This is a genomic window from Pseudomonas sp. MM211, assembly GCF_020386635.1.
Lineage (GTDB): Bacteria > Pseudomonadota > Gammaproteobacteria > Pseudomonadales > Pseudomonadaceae > Aquipseudomonas.
This window is the reverse complement of the sequence record NZ_CP081942.1, coordinates 1124529-1148338: the sequence shown is the minus strand read 5'-3', so window position 1 is coordinate 1148338 and position 23810 is coordinate 1124529. Positions and strand designations below refer to the sequence as shown.

At 62.4% G+C, this 23810-nt stretch carries 23 protein-coding genes; 19 read left to right on the top strand and 4 right to left on the bottom strand.

Features of this window, described 5'->3' with window-relative positions; all coding sequences use genetic code 11:
* The first annotated feature begins 250 nt into the window (after positions 1–250).
* From K5Q02_RS05095 to K5Q02_RS05065, 7 genes are all read left to right on the top strand, one after another.
* A complete protein-coding gene (locus tag K5Q02_RS05095) occupies positions 251–1159 on the top strand; it encodes a glutamate/aspartate ABC transporter substrate-binding protein (protein WP_225837053.1) in 909 nt (302 codons plus the stop codon).
* Positions 1160–1447: 288 nt separating this feature from the next.
* Positions 1448–2194 carry an amino acid ABC transporter permease gene (locus tag K5Q02_RS05090; protein ID WP_092371531.1) on the top strand — a complete coding sequence of 249 codons (747 nt, stop codon included), beginning with the start codon at positions 1448–1450 and terminating at the stop codon, positions 2192–2194.
* The gene (locus K5Q02_RS05085; RefSeq protein WP_225837051.1) at positions 2191–2859 is read left to right on the top strand and encodes an amino acid ABC transporter permease; all 669 of its coding nucleotides are present in this window, start codon (positions 2191–2193) and stop codon (positions 2857–2859) included. Before K5Q02_RS05090 ends, K5Q02_RS05085 begins: the two co-directional genes overlap by 4 nt.
* Positions 2856–3590 carry an amino acid ABC transporter ATP-binding protein gene (locus K5Q02_RS05080; protein ID WP_225837048.1) on the top strand — a complete coding sequence of 245 codons (735 nt, stop codon included), beginning with the start codon at positions 2856–2858 and terminating at the stop codon, positions 3588–3590. The genes K5Q02_RS05085 and K5Q02_RS05080 overlap by 4 nt, the downstream gene beginning before the upstream one ends.
* Before the next feature lie 106 nt (positions 3591–3696).
* Entirely contained in the window at positions 3697–5598 is a 1902-nt protein-coding gene (locus K5Q02_RS05075) for a sensor histidine kinase (RefSeq protein ID WP_225837046.1), read from the top strand.
* Positions 5599–5638: 40 nt separating this feature from the next.
* The gene (locus tag K5Q02_RS05070) at positions 5639–6913 is read left to right on the top strand and encodes a sigma-54-dependent transcriptional regulator (protein WP_230411031.1); all 1275 of its coding nucleotides are present in this window, start codon (positions 5639–5641) and stop codon (positions 6911–6913) included.
* Positions 6914–6995: 82 nt separating this feature from the next.
* Entirely contained in the window at positions 6996–7529 is a 534-nt protein-coding gene (locus K5Q02_RS05065; RefSeq protein ID WP_225837042.1) for an REP-associated tyrosine transposase, read from the top strand.
* A 31-nt stretch (positions 7530–7560) separates the two neighbouring features.
* Here K5Q02_RS05065 and K5Q02_RS05060 read toward each other — a convergent pair whose 3' ends face one another.
* The gene (locus K5Q02_RS05060) at positions 7561–8472 is read right to left on the bottom strand and encodes a LysR substrate-binding domain-containing protein (protein ID WP_225837040.1); all 912 of its coding nucleotides are present in this window, start codon (positions 8470–8472) and stop codon (positions 7561–7563) included.
* A 179-nt stretch (positions 8473–8651) separates the two neighbouring features.
* On the opposite strand from K5Q02_RS05060, the gene aspA reads away from it, so the two are divergent.
* Both aspA and K5Q02_RS05050 read left to right on the top strand, forming a co-directional pair.
* The gene (gene aspA / locus K5Q02_RS05055; protein WP_225837038.1) at positions 8652–10109 is read left to right on the top strand and encodes an aspartate ammonia-lyase; all 1458 of its coding nucleotides are present in this window, start codon (positions 8652–8654) and stop codon (positions 10107–10109) included.
* Positions 10110–10233: 124 nt separating this feature from the next.
* Positions 10234–11001, top strand: a complete 768-nt coding sequence (locus tag K5Q02_RS05050; RefSeq protein WP_225837036.1) for a substrate-binding periplasmic protein — start codon at positions 10234–10236, stop codon at positions 10999–11001.
* 205 nt (positions 11002–11206) lie between these two features.
* Here the strand turns inward: K5Q02_RS05050 and K5Q02_RS05045 are convergent, their stop codons facing one another.
* Positions 11207–12019, bottom strand: a complete 813-nt coding sequence (locus K5Q02_RS05045; RefSeq protein WP_225837034.1) for a helix-turn-helix domain-containing protein — start codon at positions 12017–12019, stop codon at positions 11207–11209.
* Between the two features lie 161 nt (positions 12020–12180).
* Here K5Q02_RS05045 and K5Q02_RS05040 point away from each other — a divergent pair, with 161 nt between their 5' ends.
* From K5Q02_RS05040 to K5Q02_RS05030, 3 genes are all read left to right on the top strand, one after another.
* Positions 12181–13629 carry an alanine/glycine:cation symporter family protein gene (locus K5Q02_RS05040; protein WP_225837032.1) on the top strand — a complete coding sequence of 483 codons (1449 nt, stop codon included), beginning with the start codon at positions 12181–12183 and terminating at the stop codon, positions 13627–13629.
* Positions 13630–13833: 204 nt separating this feature from the next.
* Positions 13834–14823 (top strand): asparaginase, encoded by a 990-nt coding sequence (locus tag K5Q02_RS05035; protein ID WP_225837030.1) that lies wholly within the window; start codon positions 13834–13836, stop codon positions 14821–14823.
* Between the two features lie 93 nt (positions 14824–14916).
* On the top strand, positions 14917–15312 hold the full coding sequence (locus K5Q02_RS05030) for a hypothetical protein (protein WP_225837020.1): 396 nt from the start codon (positions 14917–14919) through the stop codon (positions 15310–15312).
* A gap of 63 nt (positions 15313–15375) precedes the next feature.
* On the opposite strand, the gene glsB is transcribed toward K5Q02_RS05030, so the two are convergent.
* Positions 15376–16284, bottom strand: coding sequence for a glutaminase B (glsB, locus tag K5Q02_RS05025; protein WP_225837019.1), 909 nt, complete (start codon positions 16282–16284; stop codon positions 15376–15378).
* A 97-nt stretch (positions 16285–16381) separates the two neighbouring features.
* Positions 16382–17281, bottom strand: a complete 900-nt coding sequence (locus K5Q02_RS05020) for a homocysteine S-methyltransferase family protein (RefSeq protein ID WP_225837017.1) — start codon at positions 17279–17281, stop codon at positions 16382–16384.
* Positions 17282–17392: 111 nt separating this feature from the next.
* Between K5Q02_RS05020 and K5Q02_RS05015 the strand changes: the two genes are divergently transcribed.
* The 7 genes from K5Q02_RS05015 (at position 17393) to K5Q02_RS04985 (ending at position 23807) form a co-directional block, all read left to right on the top strand.
* Complete coding sequence (locus tag K5Q02_RS05015) at positions 17393–18214, top strand: ABC transporter substrate-binding protein (protein ID WP_442963962.1); 822 nt, start codon at positions 17393–17395, stop codon at positions 18212–18214.
* The gene (locus K5Q02_RS05010) at positions 18211–19047 is read left to right on the top strand and encodes an amino acid ABC transporter permease (RefSeq protein ID WP_225837015.1); all 837 of its coding nucleotides are present in this window, start codon (positions 18211–18213) and stop codon (positions 19045–19047) included. Before K5Q02_RS05015 ends, K5Q02_RS05010 begins: the two co-directional genes overlap by 4 nt.
* An 82-nt stretch (positions 19048–19129) precedes the next feature.
* Positions 19130–19585, top strand: a complete 456-nt coding sequence (locus tag K5Q02_RS05005) for a GNAT family N-acetyltransferase (protein WP_225837014.1) — start codon at positions 19130–19132, stop codon at positions 19583–19585.
* 440 nt (positions 19586–20025) lie between these two features.
* Positions 20026–20472: an Lrp/AsnC family transcriptional regulator gene (locus K5Q02_RS05000; RefSeq protein ID WP_225837012.1), complete on the top strand. Its 447-nt coding sequence runs from the start codon at positions 20026–20028 to the stop codon at positions 20470–20472.
* 388 nt (positions 20473–20860) lie between these two features.
* Positions 20861–21970, top strand: coding sequence for a TRAP transporter substrate-binding protein (locus K5Q02_RS04995; RefSeq protein WP_225837011.1), 1110 nt, complete (start codon positions 20861–20863; stop codon positions 21968–21970).
* A complete protein-coding gene (locus K5Q02_RS04990) occupies positions 21967–22485 on the top strand; it encodes a TRAP transporter small permease subunit (RefSeq protein ID WP_225837009.1) in 519 nt (172 codons plus the stop codon). The genes K5Q02_RS04995 and K5Q02_RS04990 overlap by 4 nt, the downstream gene beginning before the upstream one ends.
* Positions 22482–23807, top strand: coding sequence for a TRAP transporter large permease (locus K5Q02_RS04985; protein WP_225837007.1), 1326 nt, complete (start codon positions 22482–22484; stop codon positions 23805–23807). Before K5Q02_RS04990 ends, K5Q02_RS04985 begins: the two co-directional genes overlap by 4 nt.
* Positions 23808–23810: the final 3 nt, after the last annotated feature.

Sequence of the window (23810 nt, the reverse complement as noted above, 5' to 3'; positions counted from 1 at the left end):
CCCGCCGCATTCGGAATCCCGAACGCAAAGCTATCGAAAAACCGAACAACCGAACCTCAAGCCACTCTAGATAGCTTGCTCTCGATATAAATATCTATATTTTTCATATAGTTATCTAGCATATAAGTGCCGGAAGCGGCCTGGCACACATCCTGCTCCCTATCAGCTCAGGAATGCGATAGCTCTTCCACACGGAAGCACGTACCACGCTGTACGGCTTCGATAACAACAACACCGAGGAAATCGACCCATGCGTATTGTCCCCCGCGTACTGGCTGTAGCCGTTGCCGCCACCCTGATGTCCAGCCCGGCTTTCGCCGCAGAGCTGACCGGCACTCTGAAGAAGATCAAGGACTCGGGCACCATCACCCTGGGTCACCGTGACTCGTCCATCCCCTTCTCGTACTTCGGCGACACTTCCAAGCAGCCGGTTGGCTACTCCCATGACCTGCAGCTCAAAGTGGTCGAAGAGCTGAAAAAGGAGCTGGAGCTGCCTGACCTGAAGGTGCGCTACAACCTGGTGACCTCCCAGACCCGTATCCCGCTGGTGCAGAACGGCACCGTGGATCTGGAGTGTGGCTCCACCACCAACAACGTCGAGCGTCAGCGCCAGGTCGACTTCTCCGTCGGCATCTTCGAAGTCGGTACCCGTCTGCTGACCAAGAAAAGCAGCGGCATCAACGATTTCGATGACCTCAAGGGCAAGAACGTGGTGACCACAGCCGGTACCACGTCCGAGCGCCTGCTCAAGTCCATGAACGCCGAGAAAAAGATGGGCATGAACGTGATTTCCGCCAAGGATCACGGCGAGTCCTTCCTGATGCTCGAATCGAACCGTTCCGTGGCCTTCATGATGGACGACGCTCTGCTCGCCGGCGAGATGGCCAAGGCCAAGAAGCCGGATGACTGGCATGTAGTCGGCACTCCGCAGTCCTTCGAAATCTACGGCTGCATGGTTCGCAAAGGCGACGAAGGCTTCAAGAAGGTGGTCGACAAGGCCATCAGCGCGACCTTCGCATCGGGCGAAATCAACGACATCTACAACAAGTGGTTCCAACAGCCAGTTCCGCCAAAAGGCCTGAACCTCAATTTCCCCATGAGCGACGAGCTGAAGAAGCTGATCGCTGAACCAACCGACAAATCTGTAGAGCAGATCTGACGGTGTGATGCCGCGCCCCTTTCACGAGAGGGGGCGTAGCGGGGACTCGGAGAGGCCGCTGGCCTCTCCTCCAATTTCCTGACGAAGCCAAAAAACCGTCCGCTCACGCGGACACGGGTAACTGTTGTCCTTCGTCAACGTATTCAAGATCTCGCGAGCTAGAGCCATGCAAGGCGAGAACAGGCGAGGAAGCGGAGTGTGCTGTAGCACATGAGCATTCCGAGTCTGTTTTCAACGCAGCAGGGCCGACGCGCAGCAGATCGCTTCCTCACTAGAGGGGAAACCCGCATGAACTACAACTGGGACTGGGGCATATTCTTCAAGTCCACCGGCATTGGCAGCGAGATCTACCTGGACTGGTTCATCACCGGCCTGGGCTGGACCATCGCCATCGCATTGGTGGGCTGGCTGATCGCCCTGTCACTCGGCTCGCTGCTCGGTGTGATGCGCACCGTACCGAACCGCCTGATTTCCGGGATCGCCACGGCGTACGTGGAAGTCTTCCGCAACGTGCCGCTGCTGGTACAGCTGTTCCTCTGGTACTTCCTGGTGCCCGACCTGCTGCCAGAACCGCTGGAGCTGTGGTTCAAGCAGGATCTCAACCCTGCTACTTCGGCCTATCTGTCGGTTGTGGTTTGTCTCGGCCTGTTCACCGCAGCCCGCGTCTGCGAGCAGGTTCGTACCGGCATCCAGGCGTTGCCGGCCGGCCAGACCGCCGCTGCCTACGCCATGGGTTTCCGCCTGCCGCAGATCTACAGCAACGTGCTGCTGCCCCAGGCCTACCGGATCATCATTCCGCCATTAACCAGCGAATTCCTGAACATCTTCAAGAACTCCTCGGTGGCTTCGCTGATCGGTCTCATGGAGCTGCTCGCGCAGACCAAACAGACCGCCGAGTTCAGCGCCAACCTGTTCGAAGCCTTCACCCTGGCGACGTTGATCTACTTCACCCTGAACATGAGCCTGATGATGATCATGCGCATGGTCGAGCGTAAGGTCGCCGTGCCGGGCCTGATTTCCGTGGGAGGCAAATGATGGACTTCAGTCAGATCATCCCCGCCCTGCCAGGCCTCTGGGAAGGCATGGCCATGACCCTGCAGTTGATGGTCATGGGCGTCATCGGCGGCGTGGTGCTGGGCACCCTGCTGGCCCTGATGCGCCTGTCGAGCAACGTGTTTCTATCGAAGCTGGCGGCTACCTACGTCAACTACTTCCGCTCGATCCCGCTGCTGCTGGTGATCACCTGGTTCTACTTCGCGGTGCCGTTCATCCTGCGCTGGATCACCGGTGAAGACACGCCGATAGGCGCGTTCGCCTCCTGTCTGGTGGCCTTCATCATGTTCGAAGCGGCGTATTTCTGCGAAATCGTCCGCGCCGGCATCCAGGCCATCCCCAAGGGCCAGATGGGCGCTGCCCAGGCACTGGGCATGACCTACGGTCAGACCATGCGCCTGATCATCCTGCCCCAGGCGTTCCGCAAGATGACCCCGCTGCTGCTGCAGCAGAGCATCATCCTGTTCCAGGACACCTCGCTGGTTTACACCGTCGGCCTGATGGACTTCCTCAACGCTGCCCGTTCGCGCGGTGACATCCTCGGTCAGCCCCACGAATTCCTGATCTTCGCCGGCCTGGTCTACTTCACCATCAGCTTCGCTGCCTCGCAGCTGGTCAAGCTCCTGCAAAAAAGGTTAGCCGTATGATTTCCATCAAGAACGTCAACAAGTGGTATGGGGACTTCCAGGTGCTGACCGACTGCACCACGGACGTCAAGAAAGGCGAAGTGGTGGTGGTTTGCGGGCCGTCCGGCTCGGGCAAGTCCACCCTGATCAAGTGCGTCAATGCGCTGGAGCCGTTCCAGAAGGGCGACATCGTTGTCGATGGCACCTCCATCGCCGACAAGAAGACCAACCTGCCCAAGCTGCGCTCGCGGGTCGGCATGGTGTTCCAGCACTTCGAACTGTTTCCGCACCTGACCATCACCGAAAACCTGACCATCGCACAGATCAAAGTGCTCGGCCGCAGCAAGGAAGAAGCCAAGCAGAAGGGCCTGCAGTTGCTCGAGCGCGTAGGCCTGTCGGAACATGCCCACAAGCATCCCGGCCAGCTTTCCGGCGGCCAGCAGCAGCGTGTAGCGATTGCCCGCGCCCTGGCCATGGATCCGATCGTCATGCTGTTCGACGAACCGACCTCGGCCCTTGACCCGGAAATGGTCAACGAAGTGCTCGACGTGATGGTGCAACTGGCCCACGAAGGCATGACCATGATGTGCGTAACCCACGAAATGGGCTTCGCTCGCAAGGTCGCTGACCGAGTGATCTTCATGGACGCCGGCCAGATCGTCGAAGACTGCCCCAAGGAAGAGTTCTTCGGCGACGTGAGCGCCCGCTCCGAGCGCGCCCAGCAGTTCCTCGCCAAGATCCTGCAACACTGATCCACCCTGTCGGCGCTGCGGGAAGCCGCAGCGCCGACAAATTTAGGCGCCCCACCGCTCCTAAACCGCCAAACGCCCTGCAACTGGCCAGCTCAGGAGGACTGTGATGCAATGCGCCTCCGCCAGCCTTCGTGTGGTGCCGCCTGCCTTGTCCGCCAAACCGCGCTACGTCCGTCACCTGCTGCTGACCCTGCTGATGCTGATACTGGTCGCCGTATGCGGCTACGCCGGTTATTACCTCAGCGAAAAGACCGGCATCCGCAACCTGATCGAAAGCGGTGAACGCCAGCTCGAGCTTAATGCCAGGGCGGTGGAAAGCGAGATCAACAAGTACACCTACCTGCCCAGCCTGCTGGAGCTGGAATCCAACGTCAGCCGCCTGCTGCTGACACCGGACGCCTACCGCCGCCAACGCGTCAACGACTACCTCGAAGGCCTCAACCGGCGCAGCGGCAGCATGGCCATCTACGTGATGGACACCGACGGCCGCGTGCTCGCCACCAGCAACTGGCGCCAGCACGACAGCTACCTGGGCGAAGACTTGTCCTTCCGCGCCTATTTCCAGGATGCCCTGCAAGGCGAACAGGGTCGCTTCTACGGTATCGGCAGCACCACCGGCGAACCCGGTTACTACCTGTCCCATGGTCTCAAGGCCAACGGCCGGATCATCGGCGTAGCTGTGGTCAAGGTACGCCTCGATCCGCTGGAACAGCGCTGGCAGCGAGCACGCCTGGAAGCCTACGTCAGCGACGAAAATGGAATCATTATCCTCTCCAGCGACCCAGCCCGCCGCCTCAAGGCCGTGCGCCCACTGAACGCCGAGATCAAGGAGCGCCTGGCGCGCAGCCTGCAGTATCACTGGTCGTCACTCGATGAGTTGATCCCCCTGGCACGCACCCCAGTGGCCACCGATGTCGAGCAGGTCAGCTTCGCCACCACCGGCGAGCAGGAGGCCAACGAGGCGATCAACTACCTGTCGCAAAGCCGCCAACTAGAGGACACGCCCTGGCACCTGACGCTGCTCAGCCCATTACAGGATCTGCGCCGCGAAGCGGTCAGCCACGGCATGCTGGCCGCCGCTGCCTTCGCGCTGCTGGCCTTTCTGCTGATCGCCTGGAACGAACGGCGCAAGGTGATCGCTACGCGCCTCGCAGCCCGTGAAGCGCTGCAGTTGGCCAACAGCGAACTGGAGCGCAAGATCACCGAACGCACCGCCGATCTACGCGCCAGTAACGACCGCCTCAAGGCGCAGATCCGCGAACGCCGGCAGGCCGAAGAGACCCTGCGCCTGGCCCAGGATGAACTGGTACAGGCCGGCAAACTGGCGGTGATCGGGCAGATGTCCACCAGCATCGCCCACGAGCTCAACCAGCCACTGGCCGCGCTGCGCACGTTGTCCGGCAATACCGTACGCTTCCTGTCCCGGGGCTCGTACGACGTGGCTACCACCAACCTGCAGACCATCAACGAACTGGTCGACCGCATGGGCAAGATCACCGGCAGCCTGCGGGCCTTCGCGCGGCGCTCCAATGACGGCGGCGAAGCGAGCCTGAGCAAAGCCGTGGAAGCGGCGTTGCAGGTGGTGCAGCCACGCCTGGAGCGCACCCCGCTAAACATTCACCACCAGTTCGACGAGGCGCACCTGGCGATCAACCAGACCCGCCTGGAGCAGATTCTCGTCAACCTGATCGCCAACGCTGCCGACGCCATGAGCGCCCAGGCGGATCGCCACTTATGGCTGCAGGGCAGCGCCGATGGTGATCGCTACCGCTTGCGCGTGCTCGACAACGGCCCCGGCATTGCCCCGGCTGATCGCACGCACCTGTTCGAACCCTTCTTCACCACCAAGCCCGGCGAACAGGGCCTGGGGCTCGGTCTGACGCTATCGGCCAGCCTCGCAGCCGCCGCAGGCGGTAGCCTCAGCGCCGATCACCCGCCCCAGGGCGGCACCGCTTTCGAACTCAACCTGCCTCAGGTTGCCGCTGTCATGGAGACACCCAATGAATGACGACCTCACCGTGCTGATCGTTGAAGACGATCCCCACGTGCTGCTCGGCTGCCAGCAGGCCCTGGCCCTGGAAGACATCGCCAGCATCGGGGTCGGCAGCGCCGAACAGGCCCTGCAACGCATCAATGCGGACTTCGCCGGCATCGTCATCAGCGACATCCGCCTGCCCGGCATGGATGGCCTGAAGCTGCTTGACGAACTCAAACGCCGCGACCCGGCGCTGCCCGTAGTGCTGATCACCGGCCACGGCGATATCGGCATGGCCGTGGGCGCGATGCGCGACGGCGCTTACGACTTCATGGAGAAACCCTTCTCTCCTGAGCGCCTGGTCGATGTCACCCGCCGCGCGCTGGAGCAACGCAGCCTGGCCCGTGAGGTGTCGTCACTGCGCCGCCAACTGGCCGGCAAGCAGGCGCTGGAGCATCGGCTGATCGGCCGCTCGCCGGCCATGCAGCAGTTGCGCGAGCTGATCGCCAACGTCGCCGACACTTCGGCCAACGTGCTGATCGAAGGCGAAACCGGCACCGGCAAGGAACTGGTCGCGCGCTGCCTGCACGACTTCAGCCGGCGGCAGAGCAAGGCCTTCGTGGCGCTGAACTGCGGCGGCCTGCCGGAGAACCTGTTCGAGAGCGAAATTTTCGGCCACGAGGCCCACGCCTTCACCGGTGCCGGCAAGCGGCGCATCGGCAAGATCGAACACGCCAACGGCGGCAGCCTGTTTCTCGACGAGATCGAAAGCATGCCGCTCAATCTGCAGATCAAATTGCTGCGCGTGTTACAGGAGCACAGCCTGGAACGCCTGGGCTCCAACCAGTCGGTCGCTATCGACTGCCGGGTGATCGCCGCGACCAAGGCCGATCTCGACGAGGCTGGCAAGAGTGGCCACTTCCGCAGCGACCTGTATTACCGCCTCAACGTAGTCAGCCTGGAACTGCCGCCCTTGCGCGAACGGCGCGAAGACATTGCCCTGCTGTTCGAGCACTTCCTGCAGCTCTCCGCCCTACGTTTCGACCGCGCGGCGCCGGAGCTGGATCGCCACACACTCGCAGCACTGATGGCCCACGACTGGCCCGGCAATGTGCGCGAACTGCGCAACGTCGCCGAACGCTTCGCTCTCGGCCTGCCAGCCTTCAAGAAAAGCGGCAGCAACGACGGTATCGCACCGAGCTTCGCCGAGGCCGTGGAAGCCTTCGAGCGCAACCTGCTGGTCGACGCCCTCGAACAGCACACCGGTAACCTCAGCCAGGCTGCCCAGGCCCTGGGCATGGCCAAGACGACCTTGTTCGATAAGGTCAAAAAGTACGGGCTGGGCTAAACACAGCCCATAGGATGGGACGGGGCGCGTAGCCCGAGCTAAGCGATACTCATCACTAAACACATCAGCAAGGAAGCTGACGATGACCGAATACCGCCGTGACCATACACCTGGCGCCACGTGGTTCTTTACCCTGAATCTGGTTGATCGCAGTAGCGATCTGCTGGTCGAGCATATCGACCCTTTGCGTGCCGCCTTTCGTTACGCCATGGGCCGTCATCCATGGTTTATCGATGCGATCGTGATCCTGCCTGACCATCTCCACGCGCTCTGCACGCTGCCAGCCAACGATGTGGATTACGCCCTACGCTGGCGCTTGATCAAAACCCACTTTTCACGGGCGATTCCGCGCACCGAAGACATTTCCCCGAGCCGCGCCAGACGCGGAGAAAGAGGCATCTGGCAACGCCGTTATTGGGAGCACCGTATCCGCGATGAAAATGACTTTGCACAGCACGCCGATTACATCCACAACAATCCCCGCAAACACGGCTATGTGGAGCGGGTGGCTGACTGGCCGTGGTCATCGTTTCATCGCTACGTGAGAGCCAGGCTGCTACCAGAAAACTGGGCGGGAGAGCAGGTGTTCGACGTAGGCCTGGGTGAGCGTGAATAAGCCATTCCCTCACCATCACATCCAAACGGCCTCAGCCTTCTTCACGCCCCACACCACCTTCGAGCTTGCGCCATAGCAGGCGCACGGCGGCCTTGCGCGACATGCTCCAGCGGTAGAGGCGGATCTCCAGGGGGATGAACCAGTGTTCCTTGCCGCAGACCACCAGCTCGCCACGCGCCAGCTCGGCGTTCATCGACAGCCGCGGCACCCAGGCAACGCCCAGGCCTTGCAGCGCCATGGCCTTGAGGCTGTCGGCCATGGCCGTTTCATGCACAGTGGTGGAGCGCAACGCGCGTTGGCGCAGCAGCAAGTTCACCGAGCGCCCCAGATAAGTGCCGGCGCTGTAGGCCAGTAGCGGCACGCTCTGCCCTGAATCCAGATCGAAGAGCGGCGCGCCCTGATCATCGGCGGCGCAGACCGGCAGCATCTCGCTATTACCCAGATGCAACGACGGAAATAGGTCAGGGGCCAGTTGCACCGCGGCATCCTGGTCGTGATAGGCGAGGATCAGGTCGCAGGTGCCTTCGCGCAGCGAGTGCACGGCCTCGCCGACGTTGGTCGCCACCAGGCGCGTGGTCAGCGGCAGGCCATCGCGGCGCAAGCGGGCAATCCACTCAGGGAAGAAACCGAAAACCAGGGAGTGAGCGGCGGCGATCTGCAGTGCTTCCCCCTGCTGCCCTTCGAGGTGATGCAGGTGGCGCACCACCTCCCCCAGTTGCTCGACCATGCTACGCGCGGTGAGCAGAAACAGCTGGCCAGACTCGGTCAGCTCCACCGGCGTGCGAGAACGGTTCACCAGGGTAAGGCCCAACGCTGCTTCGAGACTTTGGATACGCCTGCTGAAAGCTGGCTGGGTAACGAAACGCTTCTGCGCCGCCTGGGAAAAGCTGCGCGTAGAGGCCAGCGTCACGAAGTCTTCCAACCATTTGGTTTCCAGATTCACGGAGCATCCTCGACTCGCATTAGCGCCACGCACACGTTGGGTGCAACGAGGCAGTCACACCTACATTATGCCGATTACGCATACCCTAGCAAGCAACAGCATTGGCCTTCCAGGGGCCTCAGTCCTTATTCTAAGGCCCATCGCGGTATCTTCCGCGCCTTTATGAGAATCGAGACATCATGTCCGCTGCTGCATTGTTCCGCGTCGAAAAAGACCTGCTCGGTACCCTCGAAGTCCCTTCCGAGGCTTACTACGGCATCCAGACCCTGCGTGCGCTGAACAACTTCCGCCTGTCCGGCGTGCCGTTGGCGCACTACCCGAAACTGGTCGTGGCCCTGGCCATGGTCAAACAGGCCGCAGCTGACGCCAACCGCGAGCTGGGCTACCTGCCTGCCAACAAGCACGCTGCGATCAGCGAAGCCTGCGCACGCATCATCCGCGGCGATTTCCACGACCAGTTCGTGGTCGACATGATTCAGGGCGGCGCCGGTACGTCGACCAACATGAACGCCAACGAGGTAATCGCCAACATTGCCCTGGAAGCCATGGGTCATGCCAAAGGTGAATACAAGCACCTGCACCCGAACAACGACGTGAACATGGCGCAATCGACCAACGACGCCTACCCCACCGCGATCCGCCTGGGCCTGCTGCTCGGTCATGACACCCTGCTGGCCAGCCTGGACAGCCTGATCCAGTCGTTCGCCGCCAAAGGCGTCGAGTTCAGCCACGTACTGAAGATGGGCCGCACTCAGCTACAGGACGCCGTACCGATGACCCTCGGCCAGGAATTCCGCGCATTCGCCACCACCCTGGGTGAAGACCTGGCGCGCCTGCGCAGCCTGGCGCCGGAACTACTCACCGAAGTGAACCTGGGCGGCACTGCCATCGGCACCGGCATCAACGCCGACCCCGGCTACCAGCACCTGGCCGTGCAGCGCCTGGCGCTGATCAGCGGCCAGCCGCTGGTGCCGGCTGCCGACCTGATCGAAGCCACCTCGGACATGGGCGCCTTCGTGCTGTTCTCCGGGATGCTCAAGCGCACCGCGGTCAAGCTGTCGAAGATCTGCAACGACCTGCGCCTGCTCTCCAGCGGCCCGCGCACCGGCATCAATGAGATCAACCTGCCGGCCCGCCAGCCAGGCAGCTCGATCATGCCCGGCAAGGTCAACCCGGTGATCCCGGAAGCGGTCAATCAGGTGGCCTTCGAAATCATCGGCAACGACCTGGCCCTGACCATGGCGGCCGAAGGCGGCCAACTGCAACTGAACGTGATGGAGCCGCTGATCGCCTACAAGATCTTCGACTCGATCCGCCTGCTGCAACGCGCCATGGACATGCTGCGCGAGCATTGCATCAACGGCATCACCGCCAACGAAGCCCACTGCCGCGCACTGATGGAGAACTCTATCGGTCTGATCACCGCACTCAACCCCTACATCGGTTACGAGAACTCCACCCGTATCGCCAAGGAAGCGCTGGTCAGCGGCCGTGGTGTTCTGGAACTGGTGCGTGAAGAAAACCTGCTGGACGACACCACCCTGGCCGAGATTCTGCGCCCGGAAAACATGATCGCCCCGCACCACCTGAAGCCCCTGACGCCACCGGCCAAAGAGGCGGTTGACCAGCAACGCTAAGCGCCTGCTGCAGCCCGAAGCCCCGTATCTGTTCACAGTACGGGGCTTCGCTCTTTCAGGAGCGATTGCCGTTTGCGCGCCAGCGCGATACAACGGCAGCAGCCCAACAAAGAGAAGCCCCCTCATGACCGTCAAAGCCGCATGGTTCGCTTGTTTGCTGTCCGTTTCCAGCGTCTTCGCCCTGCCCGCTCAGGCCGAACTGCCGCCTGGTTATCAGGTGGTGTTACAAACGGAAAACTTTCCGCCATTCAACATGGCCGACAACGAAAAGAATTTCGCCCGTGACGCCAATATCCAGGGGGTCAGCACCACCATCGTGCGCGAGATGTTCAAGCGTGCCGGCATCGACTACACCCTGACCCTGCGCTTCCCCTGGAGCCGTGTCTACGACGCCACCCTCGCCAACGCCAACCACGGCCTTTTTTCCACCTCGATGAACGAGGCACGCCGCCCGCTGTTCAAGTGGGTTGGCCCGATTGCCAAGGTCGAGCGCGTGCTGCTCGCTGCGCCGGGCTCCAACATCCCCAACCTGACGAGCCTCGAGCAGGCCCGCCAATACCGCATCGGCAGCTACAAGGACAGTGCCGCCAGCCAGACCTTGGAGAAGGCTGGGCTAGAGCCGATCAACACACTGCGCGACCCGGAAAATATCGCCAAACTGACCCAGGGCCGCATCGACCTGTGGGGCACCACCGACCCGGTATGGCGCCACCAGGCCCGCCAGGCGGACGTCACCGGCCTGCGCAACGTGCTGACCTTCGACCGCTCCGACCTTTACCTGGCACTCAACCTCGACACGCCGGACGAGGTCGTCGCACGGCTGCAAAAAGCGCTGGATGAGATGAAGAGCGAAGGCTACGGCACCTGCAACAAACACCCGGAGCTGTGCTGATCGCGACTGCACGTGCACGTCTTTACAGATAAGGTAGAGGCGGACGGTCGCGATCTTGTGGGAGGGGCCGGGCGGCGATCCGCTTTAGCCGCGAGCTCTTTACGCCTAGCTAGGCAAAATCGAGGCTAAAGCCTCTCCCACAAAAGCTCTGCTCTCCGTCCGCTTCTGCCTTGAAGCAGCCGCTCGGCACTTCGTCAGACCCCGCTCACTCCACCTCGAACAACCCATCACGCACCGGCGCGTGGGCCAGGCGCTGGCGGATGTCTTCGTCGATGCGCGGGTCATCCGGCTGATAGAGCATCACCTGGCGATAGGTGCTGATGCGGTTGATCTCCGTACCCAAAAACTCCCACACCACGCGGGTGCATGCCGGTGTGCGGCGGTCGCCACTGGAGACGCCGGTCTTCAGGCCATTCAAGCGCGTGATGCGGCTCTTGAAGCTGGGGATCAGGATGGTCTGGCTCATCTCGTTGACCGTCAGCGACTCGTAGTCGATGAGGAACAACCGATCCTGCAACTGGAACGCAGCGCCCAGGTAGCGGCAGCGCGCCGAATCTTCGGCGAGCCCGCCGGCGGAGGTCACCTGCCGCTCCTGACGCTCGAACAGGAAGGTGCCGCCCTCCTCACGCATGTGAATCAGCGACAGCAGGATGGTGCCCGGCACTGACATGCAGTTGGCATATTCGAAGTAATAGCCGCAATACCGTGAGAGATCACCGGATCTTTCACGTAACGGCTGTAACAACTCGTGTAACGGATCCTGCTCGGCAGGTGCGCCGATCTGCGTACCTCGGGCGCCGATCAAGCGGGCGAATTGATCGCCTGGCAAGCCCAGCTCATAGCCCTCGACGCCGAAGAAATCCCCAATTCTTTTGAGGTTATAGGCCGTCGGCTGGCTCTCTCCAGACAGGTACTTGTTGAACTGCGCGCGGTTGATGCCGACTTTTCGGCACACCTCGGCAATCGAGCGGTAGTGGCTGCATAGCAACCGGAGATTCTCACCGAGGTGATTGGACATGGGCGGCTCAGATGATGCGAGTGACGTGATTATAGCATCAGGTCGCATCACCTAGGATCGACCCGCGAAATTGTTCCGATGGCGGCATTGCTCAAAAATCATCCACCGCAAACCGCTTCGCACTTTTCGCGAAAGCTCACAATAAGAACCGAGGATTCATCATGCTCGAAGTACTGAACGACTTCCTGTCCGGGAAGGTGTTGATCGTGCTCATCGTCGGCCTGGGTAGCTACTTCACCCTGCGCTCCCGCTTCGTCCAGTTCCGTCACTTCATACACATGTTCAGTGTGTTCAAGGAATCGCTGCGCAGCAGCGGCGGCCAACTCAGCTCGTTCCAGGCGCTGATGCTCAGCCTCGCCGGTCGTGTGGGTGCCGGTAACATCGCGGGTGTCGGTATCGCCGTGACTCTCGGCGGCCCAGGCGCGGTGTTCTGGATGTGGGTGACTGCACTGGTCGGCATGTCCAGCAGCTTCTTCGAATGTACCCTCGCCCAGGTCTACAAACGCAGCGACGGTGACGGCCTGTACCGCGGCGGCCCGGCCTACTACATCCAGCACGGCCTGAAGCTGCGCTGGATGGCGATGACCTTCGCCGTCCTGCTGCTGGTCACCTACGGCTTCGCCTTCAACGGCCTGCAGTCGTACACCGTGACCCACTCGCTGCAGAACGCCTTCGACATTCCGGTGCAATACAGCGGCATCGCCCTGGCCGTACTGCTGGGCCTGGTGTTCATCGGTGGCATCAAGCGCATCGCGTCGGTCTCGGATTTGCTGGTTCCGGTCAAGACTCTGATCTACATCGCAGTGACCCTCTACGTCATCGCCATCCAGATCGAACACGTGCCGGCCATGCTGGCGACCATCGTCAAGAGCGCCTTCGGCCTCGAGCCTGCGTTCGCTGGCCTGCTCGGCAGCGCCATCGTGATGGGTGTAAAACGCGGCGTGTTCGCCAACGAAGCCGGTCTGGGCAGCGCGCCTAACGTCGCGGCTGTCGCCTCGGTCAAGCACCCGGCTGCACAAGGCGTGGTTCAGGCGTTCAGCGTGTTCCTCGATACCTTCGTGATCTGCACCTGTACCGCCCTGCTGATCCTGCTGTCCGGCTTCTACACTCCGGGCTTCGAAGGCGACGGTATCGTTCTCACCCAGAACTCCCTGGCAGCAGTCGTCGGTGACTGGGGTCGTACCTTCATCAGCGTGGCACTGAGCCTGTTCGTGTTCACCTGCATCCTCTACAACTACTACCTCGGCGAGAACGCCCTGCAGTTCCTGGTCGGTCGCAGCAAGGTCGCCCTGCTCGTCTACCGCGGCCTGGTACTGGCGCTGATCTGCTGGGGTTCGATGCAGAACCTGGGCACCGTGTTCGCCTTCGCCGACATCACCATGACCTGCCTGGCGTTCGTCAACCTGACCGCTCTGGCCATGTTGATCAAGGTCGGCCTGCGGGTCATGAAGGACTACGACGAGCAGCGCAAGGCCGGCATCGCCCAGCCCGTATTCGACGGTTCCAAGTTCGCTGACCTGGATCTCGACCGCGCCTCCTGGCCGGCCGCCAAGCCAACCGCTGACGCTCAGCCACAGAGCGCACCGGAACTGCTGCCGACTCAACGCTGAGTCGTCCAGCCTGATCGGGCGACACGCCTCGTGTCGCCCGATTCGCCGCCCAAGTCGCGGCTCTCCTTTTCTGCCGTTCACCTGGCGCGCCACTTGGCGAGCCGTGCAGGGCTTCGTCTTCAGATCACCCCCAGGTCTTTCATGAGTGGCAATCAGATGTATCCTGCCGCTTTCCATACCCATTCTTTCAATAAGGAAAAAGGCATGCCTGCAGCGCAAAAACTCCTCGTGCTTTATACCGGCGGCACCATCGGCATGCAGATGAGCGCTGCCGGCCTGGCCCCTGCCTCCGGCTTCGAGGCGCGCCTGCGCGCACAGCAGACGGAACAGAGCGAGCAGGTGCCAGCGTGGATTTTCCGCGAGCTGCTGCCGCCGATCGACAGCGCCAACATGAGCCAGGACAACTGGCTGGCAATGGTCGCGGCGATCCGCCAGGGCATCGAGCAGGATGGCTGTGACAGCGTTCTGGTGCTGCACGGCACCGACACACTGGCCTACAGCGCCGCGGCGCTGAGCTTTCTGCTGCTGGGGCTGCCGGTGCCGGTGGTGCTGACAGGCTCCATGCAGCCGGCAGGCGCGGAGAACAGCGATGCGTGGCGCAATCTGTTCGGCGCCATGCAGGCGTTGCACGATGGTGTCCAGGCGGGCGTGCACCTGTATTTCGACGGCGCGCTGATGCACGGCGCTCGCGTCAGCAAACTGCGCAGCGATGCCTTCGACGCGTTCCAGATCATGCCGCGCCTGCGGCACAGCGAGCGGCTGGCCGAACTGCCCGCACCCATCGACTTCCGCCAGCAGCGCCAGCCGGTCAACCTGCTCGCCCTGCCGTTGATCCCCGGCCTGCGTGCCAGCCACCTGCGTGCCCTGCTGAGCAGCGGCGTGCAAGCCCTGCTGCTGGAGTGCTATGGCAGCGGCACCGGCCCGTCGGACAACGCCGAGCTGCTTGACGTACTGCGCGAGGCCCACGAGCGGGGCGTGGTGCTGGCGGCGATCAGCCAGTGCGCGCAAGGGCATGTGGAGTTCGGTGTGTACGCCGCCGGCAGCCAACTGGCCGAGGTGGGCCTGGTCTCGGCTGGCGGCATGACCCGCGAAGCGGCGCTGGGCAAACTCTTCGCGTTGCTGAGCGCGGGTTTGCCGCAGGATGAAGTGGAGCGCCTGTTCAGCCTGGATCTGTGTGGTGAGCGTGCGGAGTGAGTCATGGATCGCAGCGCGACGAGCCGGTATAGTCGCGCCCCGCTGACATAACTAGTCACTTTTCCGTTTACTTCCTGCCCACAAGGACGTCCCATGCCTTTGCTTCGCTCCAGCGTTTTCCTGCTGCTCCTCCTGGCCGTCACCGGCTGCTCGACCAAAGCCTTTTTCAAGCTGCCAGAGCACGCCACCATCAGCGTCAACGAACGCGCTGAGCAACATCCCCAAGGCCTGGTGAAAACCCGCCCATTCTTCTGGAACCGTACTGGCGGCGTGCCGTACAAGCTGACCAGCGCGACCGGTGAAACCCTCGCCGAAGGCAAGCTGCGCACGCGCTTTCGCGTGGTGTCGATCTTCTGGCCGCCGTACAGCATCATCTACTGGCCAATGGGCTTCGGCCAACGTTGCTACGACATGACCCGCGCCATGCCCAGCTCCTGCACCCACCAGGATCTGTGGACGCTGCGCCAGGAATACCGCGACAACAACTGATGCCTGGGCCGCCGCCTTGGCAGCCCGAATGGAAGAGGAATCGAGCCCCTCGGTTCCTCTCTCTCAGAACACCGACCAGCCAATCCGCTCACTAAGCACTTCCAGCGCCGCCATGCCGGCCAACGAGTTGCCGGCTGCGTTGAGCCCGGGCGACCACACGCAGATTGTGTACTGCCCCGGCACCACCGCGACGATGCCGCCACCCACGCCGCTCTTGCCCGGCAAGCCAACGCGATAGGCGAAGTTACCCGCTTCGTCGTACAGCCCGCTGGTGGCCATGATCGAGTTCACCTGCTGGGTCTGCCGTGCCGTGAGAATCTGCTCGCCGCTGTGCTTGCAGAAGCCGTCGTTGGCCAGAAAGCAGAAGGCCTTGGCCAGGTCGACGCAATTCATGCTCAGGGCGCAATGGCTGAAGTAGCCGCGCAGCACCATCTCCACATCGTTGTGAAAATTGCCGAACGATTGCATCAGATATGCCATCGCCGCATTGCGCGCGCGATGCTGGTACTCGGACTCGGCGATGCGCATATCCACCGACACATGGGCGTTGCCTGACAGGCGCCGGACGAAATCGCGCATCGACAGCACCGGGGCAGCGAAGCGTGACTGGTTGATGTCGCTGATCACCAATGCGCCGGCATTGATGAACGGATTGCGCGGTCGGCCGTTCTCCAGTTCCAGCTGCAGCAGCGAGTTGAACGGCTGCCCGGAAGGCTCGTGACCAAGCCGCTCCCAGATGGCCTCGCCGCTGTGCTGGATCGCTTGCACCAGGCTGAACACCTTGGAGATGGATTGGATCGAGAACGGTGTCTGCGCATCACCGGCGGTGAACAGCTCGCCGTCGTTGCCATACACCGCGATGCCCAAGCGATCGGCAGGCACATCGGCCAACGCCGGGATGTAATCGGCAACCTTGCCTTTGCCAATCAGCGGCCTGACTTGATCGAGGACTTCATTCAGCAACGCTTGCATGCTCGGACTCGCAGTGATGCTCGGCAAGGTGCCTGAGCGACCCTAGGAAGACGCCTGGATCGCCATTCAGAGCACATGGCATGCCGAACCTGATTGATCAGTTCAGGCGCTGCGCCAGCACCGCGATATGTTCCGGGCCGATGCCACAGCAGCCGCCCAGATGACTGGCCCCACGGGCGCGCCAGTCGGCTACCCAGCGCAGATAACCGGGCGGGTCGAGATCCTCGCGCAGCGGGTCCAGGCCATCGTTGGCGGTGGCCTCTTCGGGCTGCGGCGGGAAGGCATTGGCGTAGGCACCAATGGCGATGTCCGCGCCGAGGCTGGCGAAGGTTTCGCGCGCCACGTCGATGGCCGTGCCGATCACCTCCGGCTGGCTGCAGTTGAACAGCAGCACCTCGACACCCAGTTCGGCGGCAGCGCGGGCAGCATCGGCCACCGGCTCGCCGGAGCGTAGGCGCGGCACCTCGTCGGTGTCTTCGTCACGCAGGGTGAAGGACAACCAGAACGGCTTGCCGTCATCTGGCAGATGGGCACGAATGGCCCGTGCTTCGGCGATAGCACTCTGGGTTTCGGCCAGCCACAGATCGACGTGAGGCGCCAAACCTTCTATCAGCGGCGTCAGCACCTCGGTCACCCGTTCGGGCTGGAACAGATCAGGCCGATAGGAGCCGAACAGCGGCGGCAACGAGCCCGCGACCCGTACCCCGGTGGCAGCCCGATCAGCCGCGTTGCGCGCCAGCTGACCGGCACGCTCGGCAAGGGCGCGGCCTTCGTCGGCGAAGCGCTGCTCACCGATATGAAAGGGCACCACCGCGTAACTGTTGCTGGTGATCACCTGGCTGCCGCTGGCGATATAGGCGGCATGCACGGCTTCCACCTGCTCGGGCGCCTCGCTCAGAGCCAGCGCCGACCACTCCGGCTGACGAAACGGCGCGCCACGGCGCTGCAGCTCACGGCCCATACCCCCGTCCAGCAAAATCAGAGGTCGCTCGCTCATATAAACTCCAGTCATATCGATATGCATTAAATTCATTTGGACACATTCATTTATAACTATTTAATACACACAATTCGCCTGTCACAACTCTTTTCGTGCTTAAGGAATCCTGTGAAAACCACGCTATTCGCGGCCCTCGGCCTGACCTTCGCTTCCTTCTGCAACCTGGCTCTGGCAGGCCCTACACTCGACCGCATCGAGAAGAACGGTGAGCTGGTCAATGTGCTGATGGAAAACTATCCGCCGTTCTCCTTTCTCAACGACGACAACCAGCTCGACGGTTTCGACGTCGATGTGGCCAAGGCAGTGGCTGACAAGCTCGGCGTCAAGTTGCGCCTGGAAACGCCGTCCTGGGATGTGATCGCCGCTGGCCGCTGGAACGGTCGCTACGACATCTGCATCTGCTCGATGACGCCAAGCCAGGCTCGCGCCCAGGTCTTCGATTTTCCCGTCACCTATTACGCATCCCCGGCGGTGATCGTGGTCAACGCCGCGGACGAGCGCATCCAGTCGGCCAAGGATCTTTCCGGCCTGAAGGTCGGCGTCACCAGTGCTTCTTCGTACGAAGGCTACCTGAACAAGGATCTGGTCATCGAAGGCGCAGAAGACAAACCGCTGGAGTACCCGTTCGACGCCGTACAGGTCGCGCCGTACGACAACGATACCGTGGCCTTCCACGACCTCGCCCTGGGTGCCGGCGTGCGTCTCGATGCCATCCTCACCAACCTGGTCACCGCGCAGCCGCGCATCGATCAGGACAAGCGCTTCAAGCTGGCCGGCACCGCGCTGTATGCCGAACCGAATGCCGTGGCCATCGAGAAGGATGACGCCGAGTGGCGCGCCAAGGTCGAGAGCGTCTTCGCAGAGCTGCGCAAGGACGGTACCCTGGCGGCCATCTCCAAGAAGTGGATCGGTTCCGATATCAGCCAATGACACCCCCACCTGAATCCCCTCGCCCGCCACCCATGGCGGGCGAGTCGTTGCTGCAGCGTCTGTTCGGCTTTCGCACCCGCCTGTATGTCACCTGGGCGATCATGTTCGCCCTGTGCGTGGCGTTCTTCCTGAGCTTCGACCTGAAGTTCTCGATCATCCTCGACAAGCTCCCCAACCTGCTCGGCGCCAACCTGGCACCCAACGGCTTTCTGCAGGGCGCGGCGCTGACCCTGTTCCTATGCTTCTGCTCGATCTGGGCATCCCTGGCGCTGGGCTTCGTCACCGCCCTGGCGCGCCTGTCGAAGAGCGCCGTGGCGTTCGGGATCGCCAGCTTCTACGCCTCGTTCTTCCGTGGCACGCCGTTGCTGATCCAGATCCTGCTGATCTATCTGGGCCTGCCGCAGCTGGGCCTGGTGCCGGGCGCGATCACCGCCGGGATCATCGCCCTGTCGCTGAACTACGGCGCCTACCTGAGCGAGATCTTCCGCGCCGGGCTGATCGGCGTTGCCCCCGGCCAGCGCGAAGCCTCCCTGGCACTCGGGCTCAAGCCGGCGGTGATCTTCTGGCGGGTGACGCTGCCCCAGGCGATGCGCACCATCATTCCGCCGACCACCAGCCAGTTCATTTCCATGCTCAAGGACTCGTCGCTGATCTCGGTAATGGGCGTCTGGGAAGTGATGTTCCTGGCCCAGTCCTATGGCCGCTCGTCCTACCGCTACATCGAGATGCTGACCACCGCGGCAGTGATCTACTGGCTGCTGTCGATCGGCCTGGAGCTGATCCAGGCACGCCTCGAGCGTCATTACGGCAAGGCCTATCTGAACGGGCGCTAGGCCGCTTCACCTGCACGGATGCTTGCGATGCCGGCCCCGGCATCGCAGGATGGCGGTCGACCGACTTTCAGGAGAGCTGCCCATGACCGTCCGCATCCCTGTGGAAATACGCGCCGTCACCGCTGACGACCATGCTGCCTGGCTGCCGTTGTGGCAGGGCTACCAGCGCTTCTACATGACCGAGATCGATGCGGACGTCAGCGCCACCACCTGGCAGCGCTTTCTCGATCCTGCCGAGCCGATGTTCGCCGCCCTCGCCTGGCGCGACGGCGAGGCGATCGGCCTGGTGCACTGGATCTACCACCGCTCCTGCTGGACCACCGGCGACTACTGCTACCTGCAGGATCTGTTCATCGGCAAGGACGTACGCGGCAATGGCGTTGGCCGTCAGTTGATTGAGCACGTCTATGCCGTCGCTCAGGCCGCCGGTTGCTCCCGCGTGCACTGGCTGACCCACGAAACCAATGCCAAGGCCAAGCTGCTCTACGAGCGCATCGGCGAACACTCGGGGTTCGAGCAGTACCGCAAACTGTTCTGAGCCGACTGCATGCTGCCCGGCGTGCCGCCACCCTGTAAGCCCGCTTGCGGGCGATGCGATAGCGGCCGTTCTGCAAAATGGCGGCAGGTCTCCCAATCGCCGGCAAGGGCTAGTTCACCCCGGCTCCTACGCCACCGCGTGAATACCAAAGCCCATGTAGGAGCCCGCTTGCGGGCGATGCGCTAGCGGCCGTTCTGCAAGATGGCGGCATGGCTGCCAATCGCCGGCAAGGGCTAGGCGCCCCCCCGGCTCCTACGCGACCGTGTGGATGCCCGCGCCATGTAGGAGCCCGCTTGCGGGCGATGCGCTAGCCGCCGTTCTGCAAAATGGCGGCACGGCTCAATCGCCGGCAAGCTGGCTCCACTGGCATTCACCTCACGCCGGAAATTGGCATGCAAAGCGCATCCCTGTTGCCACACTCGCTTCGATAAGCCCTACCCATGAACAAACTGGACAACGCGCTGCTGAATATCCTGATCAAGGATTCACGCACTTCCTTCGCCGATATCGCCCGCCAACTTAATATCTCCCGCGCTCATGCCCGCACCCGGGTGCAGGCCCTGGTCGAGAGCGGCGTGATCGAGAAATTCACTGCGGTGGTCAACCCGGAGAAACTCGGCAAGGGCATCTCCACCTTCGTCGATCTGACCGTCGCGCCGCACGCCATAGAGGCCGTCGCCGAACGGCTTTCAGCGACCATGGAAGTGGTCAGCCTGTACATCATGAGCGACCTGAAAAGCCTGCATATCCACACCCTGACCGACAGCTACGAAACCTTCGATGGCTTCGTGCGCCAGCACATCTTCAATCACCCGGAAATTCTCACGGTCGATTGCAAGGCACTGATGACCCGGGTCAAGCATCGGCGTGGCGGCGCGCGTCTGTAAGCCGCTGTTCGACGTTCACTGCATGTGTTCGGCGATGCTGCGCACTGCGTCAAAAGCGTGCCCTCGGTGCGTTTTGGTGCACAAATGACATTCGTTCGCTCGCCGCAGCCCTGCTTACCGGAACGTACCCGGATAACCGGCGTGACCTGACAAATGTTCAGCACTCGCTGCTGCAGTTACCGTTTCGTCACCTCAAGAACCTCCGCCACGCTTGTTTTGTGTGCGTTTGGCATTTCGAAGGCAAATCTGGACAATCAGATAATTCATTTAAAATCATATAGTTAAAATAATTTTCTCCTGGCATGGCTGTTGCTGAAGGCATTCGGTAACGACTTTACATCCGGCAGGCAAACGCCCGTCGCAATGGCCACAGTGAAAGGAGAATCCCATGAGCCTCAATCGACGTAACTTCATCGGCGCCGGCGCCCTCGCAGCAGGTGCTGGCCTGGCGATGGGTGCCAGCGGTGTGGCCAGTGCGGCTGTCAGCAGCAAGACCTTCAACTGGAAGATGACCAACGCCTATGCGCCGGGCTCGCCCTTCTACGTGCAGGGCCCGGGCAGCCCGACCGACTTCTGCAAACGCGTGGAGGAAATGTCCGGTGGACGCCTGAAGATCCAGCACTTCGCCGCCGGTGAGCTGATTCCTGCGCTGGAGGGCTTCGACGCCGTCTCCAGCGGTATGGTGGAGATGAACGCCGCGAACGCCTTCTTCTGGGCCGGCAAGATTCCTGCGGCGCAGTTCTTCACTGCCGTGCCGTTCGGCATGAACACTCAGGGCATGAACGCCTGGCTGTACAACGGCGGCGGCCTCAAGCTCTGGGAAGAGCTCTACGAACCCCACGGCCTGGTGCCCATGCCCATGGGCAACACCGGCACGCAGATGACCGGCTGGTTCCGCCAGCCCTTGGAAAACGTCGATAGCCTGAAAGGCCTGAAGATGCGTATCGCAGGGCTAGCCGGCAAGGTCTACAGCGAACTGGGCGTGGCCGTACGCCTGCTGCCCGGCGGCGAGATCTTCCCCGCTCTGGAGCGTGGCGTGATCGACGCCGCCGAGTTCGTCGGCCCCTATCAGGATCGCCGCATGGGCCTGCACAAGGCGGCGAAGAACTACTACACCACCGGCTGGCACGAGCCGACCAACGTCACCGAGCTGATCATCAACAAACAGGCCTGGGACAGCCTGCCAGCCGACCTCCAGGCGATCGTGCGTTTCTGCGCCCAGGCCTGCAACAACGACAGCTGGTCATGGTGCGACGCGGTCAACGCCGAAGCCATGCAGGATCTGGTCAACAACCAGGGCGTGATCGCCCGACCGCTGCCGGACGACATCATCAAGCGTCTGCGTGAAGTCACCCACGACACCCTGTCGAGCATGGCGGCGAGCGACCCGGCGACCAAGAAGGTCTACGAGCACTTCTTCGCCTTTCGCAAGCAGTACATCTCCTGGGCCTCGGTGGGAGAGAAGGCCTTCATGGAAATCGGGATGGGCGAGTCATGATGCCTATCGTCAGCCGTATCGAAGGGCTGGTCGAGGCCCTGGGCTTTATCGCCCGGGCCTGCGTACTGCTTCTGGTGCTGCTGGTGTCGTTCGATGTGCTGATGCGCTACCTGTTCGACTTCAGCCCGGTCGCCCTGCAGGAGTTGGAGTGGTACCTGATCTCGCCCATCGCCCTGCTCGGTATCTCCTACACCCTGAAGCACCGTCAGGACGTGCGCGTGGACTTTCTCTACGAAAAATTCAGCGTGAAGACCAAGGCCGCCGTTGACCTATTCAGCGGGATCGCCACCGCGGCAATCGGTTTCTACATCGCTCGCCTGGCGTTCAACTACACGATGCAGTCCTACAACATCGGTGAAGGCTCGCCCGACCCGGGTGGCCTGCCGTATCGCTTCCTGGTCAAGGCCTTCCTGCCTCTGGGTTTCGGTCTGTTGGGCCTGCAGGGCGTGGCCGATAGCCTGCGGGCACTGTGCACCCTGCTGCAGCCCGCCTCGCCTGGGGAGGTACGCGCATGAGCCCCAATGAATGGTTGGCCATCGCCATGGTCTTCGGCTTCTTCGCCATGATGATGGCGGGGGTGCCGGTGGCCATTTCCCTGGCCGTATCAGGGTTCGTCGCCGGCATGATCGGCTTCGGCCCGATGCTTTTCGCGCTGCTGCCGGCACGCATGTTCGGTGTGGTCAGCAACTACACACTGCTGGCGATACCCTTGTTCACGTTCATGGGGGTGATGCTGGAGAAGTCCAGGGTCGCCGAAGACATGCTCGATACGATTGGCCGCGCCATGGGCGGCCTGAACGGCGGCATGGGCTTGGCGATCATTCTGGTCGGCGTGCTGCTCGGCGCCTCCACCGGTATCGTCGGTGCCACGGTGGTAACCATCGGCCTGCTGACCCTGCCCACGCTGCTGCGCCGCGGCTACAACAAGACCGTGGCCTGCGGCACCATCTGCGCGTCCGGCACCCTCGGGCAGATCATCCCGCCCAGCCTGGTGCTGATTCTGCTGGCCGATATCCTCGGCCAATCGGTGGGTTCGATCTTCGCTGCGGCCTTCATTCCCAGCCTGGTGCTGGCGTTGATCTACGTGGCCTACATGCTACTGCTCGGCTGGCTGCGCCCGGACTGGGTGCCGGCGATTCCTGCAGAAGAACGCGCCCTGACCAGCCGCAAGCAATTGCTCAAGGACATGGCGCGCAGCGTGCTGCCACCTCTGCTGCTGGTGATGGCGGTGCTCGGCTCGATCATCGGCGGCGTCGCGGCGCCTACCGAAGCGGCCTCCATGGGCGCACTCGGCGCGTTGCTCATCGCTGCGGTTTCAGGTCGCCTGAGCTGGCCGACGCTGAAGGCCACCCTGCACGGCACCCTGACCATCAGCGCGATGATCTTCCTGATCCTGCTCTGCTCTCAGCCCTTCTCCCTGGCCTTCCGCGGCCTCGGCGGCGAGGCCCTGGTGCATGACCTGTTCACCATGCTGCCAGGCGGCGAACTGGGGGCGATCCTGTTCCTCATGGCGGTGCTGTTCGTGCTCGGTTTTTTCCTCGAGTGGATCGAGATCTCCTACATCGCCCTGCCGATGTTCCTGCCGGTGTTCATCGCCTACGACACCGACCTGGTGTGGCTGGGTATCCTTGTGGCGCTGAACCTGCAGATGTCCTTCCTGACACCACCTTTCGGTTGGGCGCTGTTCTTCCTCAAGGGCGTCGCGCCACCGGGGATCAGCACGAGGGACATCTACATCGGCGCCCTGCCGTACGTATTCCTGCAGATGCTCGCGGTGGCCGTGGTGTTCTGCTTCCCGTCCCTGGCGACCTGGCTGCCTGCCGCTATCGGCTGGTGACGC

Excerpts from the sequence above, each read along its gene's own strand:
- K5Q02_RS04995 (WP_225837011.1), top strand. The coding sequence starts at position 20,861 with ATGAGCCTCAATCGACGTAACTTCATCGGCGCCGGCGCCCTCGCAGCA.
- K5Q02_RS04990 (WP_225837009.1), top strand. The coding sequence starts at position 21,967 with ATGATGCCTATCGTCAGCCGTATCGAAGGGCTGGTCGAGGCCCTGGGC.
- K5Q02_RS05075 (WP_225837046.1), top strand. The coding sequence starts at position 3,697 with ATGCAATGCGCCTCCGCCAGCCTTCGTGTGGTGCCGCCTGCCTTGTCC.
- K5Q02_RS05050 (WP_225837036.1), top strand. The coding sequence starts at position 10,234 with ATGACCGTCAAAGCCGCATGGTTCGCTTGTTTGCTGTCCGTTTCCAGC.
- K5Q02_RS04985 (WP_225837007.1), top strand. The coding sequence starts at position 22,482 with ATGAGCCCCAATGAATGGTTGGCCATCGCCATGGTCTTCGGCTTCTTC.
- K5Q02_RS05035 (WP_225837030.1), top strand. The coding sequence starts at position 13,834 with ATGCCTGCAGCGCAAAAACTCCTCGTGCTTTATACCGGCGGCACCATC.
- K5Q02_RS05000 (WP_225837012.1), top strand. The coding sequence starts at position 20,026 with ATGAACAAACTGGACAACGCGCTGCTGAATATCCTGATCAAGGATTCA.
- glsB (WP_225837019.1), bottom strand. The coding sequence starts at position 16,284 with ATGCAAGCGTTGCTGAATGAAGTCCTCGATCAAGTCAGGCCGCTGATT.
- K5Q02_RS05005 (WP_225837014.1), top strand. The coding sequence starts at position 19,130 with ATGACCGTCCGCATCCCTGTGGAAATACGCGCCGTCACCGCTGACGAC.
- K5Q02_RS05085 (WP_225837051.1), top strand. The coding sequence starts at position 2,191 with ATGATGGACTTCAGTCAGATCATCCCCGCCCTGCCAGGCCTCTGGGAA.
- aspA (WP_225837038.1), top strand. The coding sequence starts at position 8,652 with ATGTCCGCTGCTGCATTGTTCCGCGTCGAAAAAGACCTGCTCGGTACC.
- K5Q02_RS05030 (WP_225837020.1), top strand. The coding sequence starts at position 14,917 with ATGCCTTTGCTTCGCTCCAGCGTTTTCCTGCTGCTCCTCCTGGCCGTC.
- K5Q02_RS05040 (WP_225837032.1), top strand. The coding sequence starts at position 12,181 with ATGCTCGAAGTACTGAACGACTTCCTGTCCGGGAAGGTGTTGATCGTG.
- K5Q02_RS05010 (WP_225837015.1), top strand. The coding sequence starts at position 18,211 with ATGACACCCCCACCTGAATCCCCTCGCCCGCCACCCATGGCGGGCGAG.
- K5Q02_RS05020 (WP_225837017.1), bottom strand. The coding sequence starts at position 17,281 with ATGAGCGAGCGACCTCTGATTTTGCTGGACGGGGGTATGGGCCGTGAG.
- K5Q02_RS05045 (WP_225837034.1), bottom strand. The coding sequence starts at position 12,019 with ATGTCCAATCACCTCGGTGAGAATCTCCGGTTGCTATGCAGCCACTAC.
- K5Q02_RS05095 (WP_225837053.1), top strand. The coding sequence starts at position 251 with ATGCGTATTGTCCCCCGCGTACTGGCTGTAGCCGTTGCCGCCACCCTG.
- K5Q02_RS05090 (WP_092371531.1), top strand. The coding sequence starts at position 1,448 with ATGAACTACAACTGGGACTGGGGCATATTCTTCAAGTCCACCGGCATT.
- K5Q02_RS05080 (WP_225837048.1), top strand. The coding sequence starts at position 2,856 with ATGATTTCCATCAAGAACGTCAACAAGTGGTATGGGGACTTCCAGGTG.
- K5Q02_RS05065 (WP_225837042.1), top strand. The coding sequence starts at position 6,996 with ATGACCGAATACCGCCGTGACCATACACCTGGCGCCACGTGGTTCTTT.